We start from the raw sequence: 12158 nt of genomic DNA, 5'->3' as shown, positions 1-12158 counted from the left end.
GCAAAACCGGCAAATCCCGGAGATTTGCGCCATGCGACAGAGTGTCGCACTTGGCTGACACTTAAGGCGCAAGCCGGATTCACGCAGCTGAACATGCCGAAGCGAAGGGCAGCCGCCCTCATGGCAAGGGCACGGCGCTCAAGGGCGCGGCTTTGATTCTGGCGTAATGCGCCCAGAGCAGCCTTGCCGCAACCGAGCGCTCGGGCGACCAGACTTTGGCGATCTCTGCGAAATCAGGGCCTTTCGGCCGGCTCTCCAGACCGAGGACATCCTGCGCGGCCGCCTGCAGCGCCACATCGCCAGCGGGGAAGATATCGGCATGGCCAAGCCCGAGCAGGAGATAGACCTCCGCCGTCCAGGGGCCGATGCCGCGAAGCCGCGTCAGGGCGGAGAAGGCCTGTTCGGCCGGCGCGACGGCCAAAGCCTTGAGATCGAGATGCCCGGCTAGAGAGGCTTCGGCGGCGGCGGTGAGGGTGGCAGCCTTGGCCCGGCTCAGGCCCCAGGCGCGATGCTCCTGCGGGCTGCTTTGCGCCAGCCGGGCGGCGCCCGTCGCCTCTGCCGCCTCCATCCGCTGCCAGATCGCGGTTGCCGCCGCGCGGGAGACCATCTGCGAGACTATGACGAAGGCGAGGCCAGCAAAGCCCTCCGGCAGATGGCGCAGCGGCAGCACGCCGGCAGCCGCCCGGATGGGCTCCAGACGTGGATCGATCCGCATCAGCGCATCGAGCGCCGTTTCGAGATCGGCGGTCGTGACGAGGCGGCGGGCGGGAAGAGACATGGGAACTGGCTGTGTTTTCGTTTTTGCGGGGCCGCGGCGTTCATGAACGCGCGCCGGGCTGACCCTGTAGCCGCTTCGCGCGGCATCGGACAAGGCGGCACCAGCCGGCAGCCGACATACCGCCGTCATTTGGCAGCCACCGCTTTCCGTGGCAAAGACGGCATGCCATGCCGATCACGCCCCCTCGCCCGACCTTCCGTTTCGCGCCCAGCCCCAATGGCCTCCTGCATCTCGGCCATGCGCTCTCCGCCATCACCAATGCCGAGATGGCCGAAGCCTGTAACGGGCGCTTCCTGCTGCGGCTGGAAGACATCGACAGGACACGCTGCCGGCCGGAATTCGAGGCGGCGATCCTGCGCGATCTCGCCTGGCTCGGCCTTCGCTGGCAAGAGCCCGTGCGGCGCCAGTCCGACCATCTGCCGCTCTATGCGCAGGCGCTGGAGCGGCTGAAACGGATGGGGCTGGTCTATCCCGCTTTCCTCACGCGCGGCGAGATCCGCGCGGCCGTGACGGCGGTGGAAGAGGACGGACGCCCCTGGCCGCGCGATCCGGACGGGGCGGCGCATTATCCCGGGCTGGAGCGCGGCTGGAGCGCAGCCGAGCGGGCGGACGCGCTGCGAAGCGACAAGCCCCATGCCTGGCGGCTGGACATGGCGCGGGCGCTGCAGGCTGCCGGCGCGCGCCTATCCTGGGCGGAGAGCGGCGCGGGGCCGCAGGGCGAGACGGGCACGATCCAAGCCGATCCGGCGGCCTGGGGCGATGTGGTGCTGTCGCGCTCGGATGCCCCCTCCAGCTATCATCTTTCCGTAGTGGTCGACGATGCCGCGCAGGGCGTCACCCATGTCGTGCGCGGTCGCGACCTGTTTCACGCGACCTCAGTGCATCGCCTGCTGCAAAAGCTGCTGGGCCTGCCGGAGCCGCTCTATCACCACCACCGGCTGATCCTCGGCCCCGATGGCCGCAAACTGTCCAAGAGCCTCGGCGACACCGGGCTCGAAGCTTTACGCGCCCGCGGACTGTCAGCGCAGGCCGTGCGCGACCTGCTTCTGTGAAGCATCCAGAACCGCCTCCGCCCGCGCTTCCTCGGCGGGCGTTGCCGGGTCTGCCGCCGCCTCTGTTGCCGTCTTCTCATCTGTCCCGCGGAAGCGCTGGATGACCATGCGCTTGACCTTGTATTTCATGATCGCGGCATTGATCTCCGCGCCGACGATGAAGATCGCGCCGGTCATGTAGAGGAAGACCAGCACGATCATGATCGAGGCCAGTCCCGCATAGGTCGAGACGTAATTGGCGAAGGTCTTGAGATAGAGCGCGAAGACATAGGCGCCGATCGACCAGAGCAGGAGCGTCACCAGGATGCCGGGCAGCACGTCGGCAATCTTGCGCCGCCCGTCCGGCAGCCAGAGATGGGCGACCGACAGGCCGGCGATCAGCATCAGCAGCGCCACCACCAGGCCCCAATTGTTGACGAGCGCCAGGAGCTGGTCGAGCCAGGGCAGCCAGCGGTCGGCATAGCGCAGAGCCAGCGGCACGACGACGAGCAGAATGCTCAGCACCGCCAGCACCACGACACCGGCAAGCACGAAGCCGAGCGAGGCCAGACGGGTGATGTACCAGGGCCGGGTTTCCGACACGCGATAGGCGCGGTTCAGCGAGACGCGCAGCGCCTCCACGCCGTTGGAGGCGAAATAGGCTGCCGCCAGCACGGAGACGGTCAGCAATCCGCCGCGCGGTGTGGTCAGCACCTGAACGATTTCGTCAGCCAGCGGTTTGGCGATCGAGGGCGGCCAGGTGTCGAAGATCAAGTGCACCGCCGTTTCGGCGAACTTGTCGGCGCCGAGGAACGAGCCGAGCGCGGTACCGAAGATCAGGAAGGGAAAGATCGCAAGCAGCGTCGACAGCGCGACATGGCTGGCCATCGCCCAGCCGTCATCCTCGCTGAAATGCCAGAGGGCATCGAAAATCACTTTCCAGCCGATCGAGAGAAAGGACGGCATAGAACGGGCTCACCCTTATCGAGATGGCCGGCCGGGAGGAACGGCCCTGCGCGATTGTCACAATGAGTCGAATATGGGAGAGGATGAGCGAATGTCCAGTTGGTTGGCAGGAGGCACGCGGCGCGATGGATGCACGTCCGACGATCATCATCACCGGCTGCTCCTCCGGCATCGGGGCCTATTGCGCCCGCGCGCTGGTGGCCGATGGCTGGCGCGTCTTCGCCACGGTGCGCAAGGAGCAGGACCGCGATGCGCTGACCGCGCAAGGCATCGAGACCTTCCTGATGGACTATCGCGACACCGGCTCGATCGAGAGGCTCGTGGCGGAGGTCTTTGCGCTGACCGGCGGCCGGCTCGATGCGCTGTTCAACAATGGCGCTTACGGCCAGGCCGGCGCAGTGGAAGACCTGCCGACCGAGGCGCTGCGCGAGCAGCTGGAAACCAATGTCATCGGCTGGCATGATCTGACGCGCCGGGTCATCCCCGCCATGCGGGCCAGGGGCCGTGGCCGCATCGTGCAATGCTCATCCATTCTCGGCATTGTTCCGTATCGGTGGAGAGGCGCCTATAACGCCTCGAAATTCGCGCTGGAGGGGCTGACGCTGACCTTGAGAATGGAACTGGCCGGCAGCGGCATCGAGGTGAGCCTGATCGAGCCCGGACCGATCGAATCGCGCTTCACCGCCAATGCGCTCACCCATATCCGCCGCGTAATCGACATCGAGGGCTCGGTGCATCGGGAAGAATATCACCGGCAGCTGAAGCGGCTGACGGGCGAAGGGCGGCCGGCGCCGGGCAAGCTCGGGCCAGAGGCGGTCTATGCCGTTCTCAAGCAGGCGCTGACAGTGCCGAACCCGAAGCCGCATTATGTGGTGACGCGGCCGGCGCACCAGGGCGTGCTGCTGAAGAAGCTGCTGCCGGCGCGGCTGTTCTACAAGATCATCGGCCGGCTCGGCTGACGGAGAGGCCCCGCCCGTCCGGGCGCGGCCGATTGCAGGGACGGCCTGAGGAGAGGCCGGGGAAGGACATTGGAACAACCATGAACAGTTTTCTCACCGGACTGACGCTGCTCGTCATGGGGCTGGTGGTGATCGTCCTGATCCGTGGCCTGATCAACATGGCCAAGGGCGGAAGCGGCAGCCGCTCCAACAAGCTGATGCAGATGCGCGTGCTGCTGCAGGCCATCGCCGTCGCGCTGATCATGCTGGTCCTTTGGATCACGGGCGGCGGGCGATGAGCTTTGACGAAATTCCGGAGCGGGATTGAAGGCGGAAACCATCCGGAGTTTTCGCCATTCCGCTATCGGACCGCGCTTTTTCATCGGATTTTCCTGAGAACCCGAGATCCGTTTTCGCTCCGATGCCCTATCGGCCTATCTCCGCCTTGCACAGGGCGGCTTGAGACGGCAACCGTTCCCGAAGACACCAACAGCAGCGACAGGTTCCCATGGTCAAGCTCAACAAGATCTACACCCGCACCGGCGATGACGGAACGACAGGCCTTGCGGCCGGGCCCCGCCGCGCGAAATTCGACCAGCGGGTCATGGCCTTCGGCACGATCGACGAGACCAATGCGCTGATCGGCATGGCAAGGCTGCACCTTGCCGGCGATGCCGTGCTCGATCCGATCCTGCAGCGGATCCAGAACGATCTCTTCGATCTCGGCGCCGACCTCGCGACACCGGAAAGCGACGAACCGCTCGGCTACGAGCCCCTGCGCATCGTCGATCCCCAGGTCGAACGGCTGGAGCGCGAAATCGACCAGCTGAATGCCGAACTCGACCCGCTGCGCTCCTTCGTGCTGCCCGGCGGCAGCCCCGCCGCCACCAGCCTGCATGTCGCGCGCACGGTGGCCCGCCGGGCCGAGCGCGAGATGGTGGAACTTGCCGCCGACCTCGACGAGCGGGTGAGCCAGTCGGCCCTGCGCTATGTCAACCGCCTGTCCGACCTGCTCTTCGTCGCCGCCCGCTTCGCCAACGACAAAGGCAAGGCGGACGTGCTCTGGGTGCCTGGCCTGACACGCTGACTGCCGTTGCCTGTATAGTTTTCAAAGACTTCAGCCGCCGGGAATTCAGTGCAAACAGTGAATGAGATGACTTTTCGTAGACAATAACTTGCTGTGGACACAACAATTATCTGGTTGATATTTTTAAACATCAAATCAATCAACCAGACTGGCGCTCCATGACACGATCTTCGGCGGCACGCGTTAATCGGAATGAGCTTCAATATTCCTCAAACGGCGCAGTCACGCCCGCCAGGCGTAAAGTGTTGTTTGTGGTGGTGACACATCTGCGCAGCGAGGGGAATGCTGGCAATATCCAGGATTATCCCTATGGCGTCCTGTCGATCATCAAGCATAACAAGGGGCTGGCGGATTTCGACATCATTGATGTCGCCGTCAACAATGACAACCTGCCGCAGCTCGAAGAAAGGCTGCGTCAGAAGCTGCAGTCCTTCCAGCCTGAGATCCTGGGGATCTCGGTGATGTTCGACAACGCCTATTTCGCGATCGCGCCGATCATACAGCTGACGAAGGACGTTCTGCCGACGTGTCTCGTGGTCTGCGGCGGTCCGGCGGTCTCCCCCATCGCCAAGAAAATCCTGCAAAACCAGCCCGGGCTCGACGCCGTCTGCTTCTCGGAAGGCGAGCTGCCGTTCCAGGATCTTCTAATGGCGGACGATCTGTTCAAGGCCGTCGACGATCACCCCTCCTGGGTTTCGCGCAAGGACATGGACAGCGCCAAGGGGCCGCAGAAAAAGCTTCTCAACGACCTCGATCAGGTCATCGACATCGATTACTCCCTGATCGACGTGTTCGATTACGAACGGCGCGTATCCTTCAACCCGCTCGATGATCGCTATCTCGACAATCTGCGTGCCTTTCCGATCGTCACCTCGCGCGGCTGTCCGTTCAAATGCTCGTTCTGCTGGCACTCCGGCGAGAACGACAAGTCCATGCGCTATGCCGGCGTGGACGAGCTGATCGCCCATGTCGAAAAGATCATCGCCCTCTACGGCGCCAATTGTCTGATCTTCTATGACGACATGCTGCTGCTGGCGCGCGACCGTGCCAAGGAGATCTTCCGCCGGCTGGCGCCATATAACCTTCGGATCGAGCTGCCGAACGGCCTTTCGCCGACCTATATGGATGAAGAACTGGTCGAGCTGATGTACAAGGCGGGCGTCCGCTCCGTGCGCATCGCCGTGGAATCGGGCGACGAATGGGTCATCCGCAATCTCGTCAACAAGCCGATGAAGATCGCCCATGTTCAGCCCGTGGTCGATGCCCTGCGGAAATACGATATCTGGGTGGTCGCCTTCATCGTCGTCGGCCTTCCCGGAGAGACCGACGCGCACCGCAAGACCACCCGGGAAAAGATCATCGAATGGGGCATCGACCTGTGCAGCATTTCGGTCGCCAGCCCGATCAAGGGGTCGCTGCTCTATGAGCAGTGCCTGAAGGAGGGCTATATCGATCCCAATGCCGAATTCCAGGTCTCGGGATTCCTTTTCGGTGAAAACGTCATCAACACCAAGGAATTCACGGCGGAATATATTTCCGATGCCGCCTATCTGATGAATCTGGACGTGAACTTCGTCAATGCCTACCGGCTGCAGAAAGGCGATTACGCCGCGGCGGCGTCCTATTTCCAATATATCACACGCACCTATCAGAACCATGCTTTCGGTCATTACTGTCTGGCGCTGGCCAAGGCGCATCTGGGCGAGCGTGCGCTTGCCGAGAAGCATTGGCTGGAAGCGCGCAGGATCGGCGAGAGCGATCCGCTCTGGGGCGGCTACTTCCGCCATTTCGACATCGCCTTCGATGATCGCTTTGAGGATTTCCTGAGCGGGATCAGCATACAGACGCTTCATTCGACACTTGCAGATCTGCGCCTGGTGCCGGAACAAGGCGTGCTGGCGGGGCATGTGGCCTGACGCACCAGCAAACGCAAAGACGCTTCAAGACATGCCGGGGGGCCTGGGCTCGCCGGCATTTTTTTTGCGGGCGGATGAGCCCTCGCCGATCGCGGATCGGCAGGACCCCGGGAGAGGCGAGGCTGAAAGACGGTTGCACCCGCCAAACAGCGGATGCCCTCCATCACCTCCTCGCCGCCATGGCTTGACTTACCTGTACGTAAACGTCAAACAATGCCCCTGGAGGAACAGCCGCTTCCCGGTGGCAAAGATTGAACTTGGAGCAAAATCGCGTATCCATGTCGCCAATCGACCATCGGGGCGCGGACAGTCCGCGCATTGTCCTGGACAGAACCGCGAAGGGGAAACTTGCCATGAAAATCTTGGTCACGGTCAAACGTGTCGTCGACTACAACGTGAAGATCCGGGTGAAGGCGGATGGGTCCGGTGTCGATCTGGCCAATGTGAAGATGTCGATGAATCCGTTCGACGAAATCTCGGTGGAAGAAGCGCTGCGGCTGAAGGAAGCCGGCAAGGCCTCGGAAGTCGTGGTGGTCTCGATCGGCCCGGCCAAGGCCGAGGAAACGCTGCGCACCGCGCTGGCCATGGGCGCCGACCGGGCGATCCTGGTGGAGACGGATGCCGTGGTCGAGCCGCTGGCCGTCGCCAAGATCGTCAAGGCCGTGGCGCAGGCAGAACAGCCAGGCCTCGTGATCGTCGGCAAGCAGGCGATCGACGACGACTCGAACCAGACCGGCCAGATGCTGTCCGCATTGTTGAACTGGCCGCAGGCGACCTTCGCCTCCAAGGTCGAGATCGGTGATGGCAAGGCTTCGGTGACGCGTGAGGTCGATGGCGGCCTGCAGACCATCGAGGTCAATCTTCCCGCCGTTGTGACGACGGACCTGCGCCTCAACGAACCGCGCTATGCTTCCCTGCCGAACATCATGAAGGCCAAGAAGAAGCCCTTGGACAAGAAGACGCCTTCCGATTACGGCGTGGACGTCGCGCCGCGTCTGCAGGTGCTCAAGACCGAGGAGCCCGGCGGGCGCAAGGCTGGCATCAAGGTCGGCTCGGTGGCCGAGCTGGTCTCCAAGCTGAAGACCGAAGCCGGCGTTCTCTGACCGCACGAAAATTGAGGAGACTTCCATGACCCTTCTTCTTCTGGCGGACCATGACAAGGGCGCCCTGTCGGACCAGACCGCCCGCGCCCTGACGGCGGCAACCGAAATCGGCGGCGAGATCCATGTGCTTGTGGCTGGCCCTGAGGCCCGCGCTGCCGCGGAGAGCGCCGCAAAGCTTGCCGGCGTTTCCAAGGTGCTTCTGGCCGAGGATGCCAGCCTGACCGGCAATCTGGCCGAGCCGCTGTCCGCGCTCATCCTGTCGATTGCAGGCAGCTATGACGCCATCGTCTCGGCCGCGAGCTCCGTCGGCAAGAGCGTCATGCCGCGCGTGGCCGCCCTGCTTGACGTCGCCCAGATCTCCGAAATCACCGAGGTCGTCTCGTCCGACACCTTCAAGCGGCCGATCTATGCCGGCAACGCCATCCAGACGGTCAAGTCGGGCGAAGCCAAGAAGGTGATCACCGTGCGCACGGCCGGCTTCGCGCCGGCGGCCGAAGGCGGTTCCGCCGCGATCGAGCCCGTTGCCGCCGCTCCCGATCCCGGCCTGTCGCGCTTCGTCTCCGACGCGCTCTCGACCTCCGACCGGCCGGAGCTGACCTCGGCCAAGATCATCGTTTCGGGCGGTCGCGCGCTCGGCTCTTCCGAGAAGTTCAAGGAAGTGATCCTGCCGCTCGCCGACAAGCTGGGCGCCGCCGTCGGCGCGTCCCGCGCGGCGGTGGATGCCGGCTATGCGCCCAATGACTGGCAGGTCGGCCAGACCGGCAAGGTCGTCGCCCCCGATCTCTACATCGCCTGCGGCATTTCCGGCGCCATCCAGCATCTGGCCGGCATGAAGGACTCGAAGGTCATCGTCGCCATCAACAAGGACGAGGAAGCCCCGATCTTCCAGGTTGCCGATTATGGCCTGGTAGGTGACCTGTTCGAGCTGCTGCCCGAACTGGAAAAGGCGCTGTAATTTCCCGCACAGAACGGTTTTTCACAGAACGGCGGCGCAGCGATGCGCCGCCGCTTTGCCTTTTGCGCAAAGCCTGCCGCAGCGCACCGAAAAGGCTGGAAACTTCCGCTGTTCGCCTCTATCACTAGCACAGGGGTTGGGCGTGCGCGGTCTTGCCGCGGCCTTGGCCGCAGCGTGCGGACGGGAGGCGGCCCTCCCCCTGATGCAGGGCGCGGCGCAGCGGCATCTGCCGTTTCGCCCTTGCGCGGAAACGACTTCAAGCGGGTGGAAATCGACCAGATGATCAAGAATGTCGGCGTCGTCGGTGCGGGGCAGATGGGATGCGGGATCGCGCAGGTCTCCGCAGCCGCAGGCTACAAGGTGCAGCTCTACGATCTCTCGGCCGACCGCATCGAAACGGCGCTGGCGACCATCAACGGCAATCTCGCGCGACAGGTGGCGTCCGGCAAACTGTCGGAGGATCAGCGCAAGCAGGCGCTTGCCCTGATCCAGGGCTCCTCCGACCTTCACGACCTGTCCGCCGCGGATCTCGTGATCGAGGCGGTGACCGAGGACGAAAGCGTCAAACGCAAGATCTACGGCCAGCTTTGTCCGCTGCTCAAGCCCGAGGCGATGCTGGCGACCAACACCTCCTCGCTGTCGATCACCCGGCTGGCCTCGGCCACCGACCGCCCCGAACGCTTCATGGGCATCCACTTCATGAACCCGGTGCCAGTCATGAAGCTGGTCGAGCTGGTGCGCGGCATCGCCACCGGCGACGAGACCTTTTCCGCCGCCAAGGACTATGTCAGCAAGCTCGACAAAGCGATCACGGTGGCGGAAGACTTCCCCGCCTTCATCGTCAACCGCATCCTGCTGCCGATGATCAACGAGGCGATCTACACGCTCTATGAAGGCGTCGGCTCGGTCGATGCCATCGACACCGCCATGCGGCTTGGTGCCAACCACCCGATGGGCCCGCTGCAGCTCGCCGATTTCATCGGCCTCGATACCTGCCTGTCGATCATGCAGGTGCTGCATGATGGCCTGGCCGATTCCAAATACCGCCCCTGCCCGCTCCTGGTGAAATATGTCGAGGCAGGCTGGCTCGGCCGCAAATCCGGCCGCGGCTTCTACGACTATCGCGGCGAGACGCCGGTGCCGACGCGGTAGGCTGCGGTCTCAGGCGAGAGGAATATCCGTTTTCGGATGCGCAGGTCTCCATTTAGGCACCCTTCGCCGCCCCGATCAGGGCCTTGGCATCCTCGCTGTCCCAGGCTGCCGGGCCGTTCATCGCGCCGATGAGGCAGCCCTTGGGATCGACCAGGAAGGTCGCCGGCAGGCCGAAGGCGAGGCCCTCTTTCTTCAGCGTGTTGAAGACGCCCATGGAGCCGTCGCGATGAAGCGCCAGCGCCTTGACGCCGATCTCGTCGAGAAATGCTTTTGGCTTCTCATCGCTACCCATATCGATATTGACGGCGACGACCTGGAAGCGCGCGTCGCCCATGGCGCGCTCAAGCGCGTCGAGTGCCGGCATCTCCTCGCGGCAGGGCACGCACCAGGTGGCCCAGAGATTGACGAGCAGGGTCTTGCCCGAGAGCGCGGCGAGGCTCGACGGCTTGCCGTCGCCATCGGTGAAGCTGAGCGGCGGCAGGGCGCGCGGGGTCTGCGGCGCCATGGCCGCGACCTGACCCTTCAGGAAAGGGGTGATCCTTCCAACCGTCGCCGCCGCATCCGCGCAATCGGCAGCCGCAGTTTCGCCGCCCGCGCCATTGCCAGAGCGGCTTTCCCTAACGTATACCGCTGCCGCACCGGCGAGAAGGCCCAGAACGGCCGCGATCGCCACCAGGGGGCGCGCGAAACGGCGTGTCGTCTGATCAGTCATATCACCTGCCACTTTCAATTTGACACCAACGAGCGGACTTGCCCATGGCGGACGGCGCCTCTGACACCCCCTCCAACGCCCCATCCACGGCCCAGTCCAATGCGATGTGGGGCGGCCGCTTCGCCAAGGGCCCGGCGGCGATCATGGAGGAGATAAATGCCTCCATCGGCTTCGACAAGAAGCTTTATGCCCAGGATATTGCCGGTTCCAAGGCGCATGCCACCATGCTGGCGGCAAAAGGCATCATCACCGAGGCCGATCGCGACCAGATCCTCAAAGGTCTCGATACCGTGCTGGAAGAGATCGAAAGCGGCCGCTTCGAATTCTCGCGCAAGCTCGAAGACATCCATATGAATGTCGAGGCACGGCTGGCCACGTTGATCGGCCCGGCTGCCGGCCGGCTCCACACCGCCCGCTCGCGCAATGACCAGGTGGCGCTCGATTTCCGGCTCTGGGTCAAGGCCGAAATGGTCAAGACGGCCAACGCGCTGGACGCGCTGATCCTCGCCTTCCTCGACCGCGCCGAGGAACATGCCGACACCGTCATGCCTGGCTTCACCCATCTGCAGACGGCACAGCCCGTCACCTTCGGCCATCACTGCATGGCCTATGTCGAAATGTTTGCCCGTGACAAGGCGCGCGTGCTGCATGCCATCGAGCATCTGGACGAAAGCCCGATAGGCGCAGCGGCGCTGGCCGGCACCGGCTTCCCGATCGACCGCCATATGACGGCATCAGCACTCGGCTTCTCCGGCCCGACGCGCAATTCGATCGACACCGTCTCCGACCGCGATTTCGCGCTGGAGTTCCTGTCGATCGCCGCGATTTCCGCGACCCACCTGTCGCGGCTGGCGGAAGAGATCGTCATCTGGTCCACGCCGCAATTCGGCTTCATCCGCCTGTCGGACGCCTTCTCCACCGGCTCCTCGATCATGCCGCAGAAGAAGAACCCGGATGCGGCCGAGCTGGTGCGCGCCAAGACCGGGCGCATCAATGGCTCGCTGATCGCGCTGCTCACCGTGATGAAGGGCCTGCCGCTCGCCTATTCCAAGGATATGCAGGAAGACAAGGAGCAGGTCTTCGATGCGGCCGAGAGCCTGGAACTGGCGCTGGCCGCCATGACCGGCATGGTGCGCGACCTCACCGTCAATGCCGAGCGCATGCGCGCGGCCGCCGGCTCCGGCTTCTCCACCGCCACGGATCTGGCCGACTGGCTGGTGCGCGAGGCGGGCCTGCCTTTCCGTGATGCCCATCACGTCACCGGCCGCGCCGTCGCTGCCGCCGAGGCCAAGGGCGTGGCGCTGGAGGCGCTTTCGCTCGCCGAGCTCCAGGCCATCCATCCCGAGATCACCGAGGCCGTCTTTTCCGTTCTCTCGGTCGATGCCTCGGTCGCCAGCCGCACGAGCTTCGGCGGCACGGCACCGGCCGAGGTGCGCCGGCAGATCGGCTGGTGGCGGGCGCGGCTCGCAGGCTGAGCCAGGGCCCAAGGACCGGACCGCAAGTTATCGGCTCACAACGCG

General features: G+C 64.2%; 12 protein-coding genes. 9 read left to right on the top strand and 3 right to left on the bottom strand.

Annotated elements, in window-relative coordinates; genetic code table 11:
• Nucleotides 1-118 precede the first annotated feature (118 nt).
• Nucleotides 119-778: a DNA-3-methyladenine glycosylase family protein gene (locus BJF92_RS19315; protein ID WP_075636359.1), complete on the bottom strand. Its 660-nt coding sequence runs from the start codon at nt 776-778 to the stop codon at nt 119-121.
• 167 nt (nt 779-945) lie between these two features.
• Here BJF92_RS19315 and gluQRS point away from each other — a divergent pair, with 167 nt between their 5' ends.
• Complete coding sequence (gene gluQRS / locus BJF92_RS19310; RefSeq protein WP_075636358.1) at nt 946-1830, top strand: tRNA glutamyl-Q(34) synthetase GluQRS; 885 nt, start codon at nt 946-948, stop codon at nt 1828-1830.
• Here gluQRS and BJF92_RS19305 read toward each other — a convergent pair.
• Nucleotides 1798-2775, bottom strand: coding sequence for a YihY/virulence factor BrkB family protein (locus BJF92_RS19305; RefSeq protein ID WP_075636357.1), 978 nt, complete (start codon nt 2773-2775; stop codon nt 1798-1800). The genes gluQRS and BJF92_RS19305 overlap by 33 nt on opposite strands.
• Nucleotides 2776-2900: 125 nt before the next feature.
• Between BJF92_RS19305 and BJF92_RS19300 the strand changes: the two genes are divergently transcribed.
• The 7 genes from BJF92_RS19300 to BJF92_RS19270 all read left to right on the top strand — a co-directional run bounded on the left by BJF92_RS19300 (nt 2901) and on the right by BJF92_RS19270 (nt 9926).
• Complete coding sequence (locus tag BJF92_RS19300; RefSeq protein ID WP_075636356.1) at nt 2901-3734, top strand: SDR family oxidoreductase; 834 nt, start codon at nt 2901-2903, stop codon at nt 3732-3734.
• An 80-nt stretch (nt 3735-3814) separates the two neighbouring features.
• Nucleotides 3815-4012 carry a twin transmembrane helix small protein gene (locus BJF92_RS19295; protein ID WP_075636355.1) on the top strand — a complete coding sequence of 66 codons (198 nt, stop codon included), beginning with the start codon at nt 3815-3817 and terminating at the stop codon, nt 4010-4012.
• A 209-nt stretch (nt 4013-4221) separates the two neighbouring features.
• Entirely contained in the window at nt 4222-4800 is a 579-nt protein-coding gene (locus tag BJF92_RS19290; RefSeq protein ID WP_075636354.1) for a cob(I)yrinic acid a,c-diamide adenosyltransferase, read from the top strand.
• A gap of 254 nt (nt 4801-5054) precedes the next feature.
• Entirely contained in the window at nt 5055-6716 is a 1662-nt protein-coding gene (locus BJF92_RS19285) for a B12-binding domain-containing radical SAM protein (protein WP_158032253.1), read from the top strand.
• Between the two features lie 353 nt (nt 6717-7069).
• Nucleotides 7070-7819, top strand: a complete 750-nt coding sequence (locus BJF92_RS19280) for an electron transfer flavoprotein subunit beta/FixA family protein (RefSeq protein WP_075636427.1) — start codon at nt 7070-7072, stop codon at nt 7817-7819.
• A 25-nt stretch (nt 7820-7844) separates the two neighbouring features.
• Nucleotides 7845-8774 carry an electron transfer flavoprotein subunit alpha/FixB family protein gene (locus BJF92_RS19275; protein WP_075636352.1) on the top strand — a complete coding sequence of 310 codons (930 nt, stop codon included), beginning with the start codon at nt 7845-7847 and terminating at the stop codon, nt 8772-8774.
• 279 nt (nt 8775-9053) lie between these two features.
• Nucleotides 9054-9926, top strand: coding sequence for a 3-hydroxybutyryl-CoA dehydrogenase (locus tag BJF92_RS19270; protein ID WP_075636426.1), 873 nt, complete (start codon nt 9054-9056; stop codon nt 9924-9926).
• 52 nt (nt 9927-9978) lie between these two features.
• Here BJF92_RS19270 and tlpA read toward each other — a convergent pair whose 3' ends face one another.
• Nucleotides 9979-10638 (bottom strand): thiol:disulfide interchange protein TlpA, encoded by a 660-nt coding sequence (gene tlpA, locus BJF92_RS19265; protein ID WP_075636351.1) that lies wholly within the window; start codon nt 10636-10638, stop codon nt 9979-9981.
• Between the two features lie 44 nt (nt 10639-10682).
• Between tlpA and argH the strand changes: the two genes are divergently transcribed.
• Nucleotides 10683-12113 (top strand): argininosuccinate lyase, encoded by a 1431-nt coding sequence (gene argH / locus BJF92_RS19260; RefSeq protein WP_075636350.1) that lies wholly within the window; start codon nt 10683-10685, stop codon nt 12111-12113.
• Nucleotides 12114-12158: the final 45 nt, after the last annotated feature.

It is taken from the genome of Xaviernesmea rhizosphaerae (assembly GCF_001938945.1).
Classification (GTDB): Bacteria; Pseudomonadota; Alphaproteobacteria; order Rhizobiales; family Rhizobiaceae; genus Xaviernesmea; species Xaviernesmea rhizosphaerae.
Note: the sequence above shows the minus strand (reverse complement) of the source record. Positions and strands in the feature narration are given on the sequence as shown.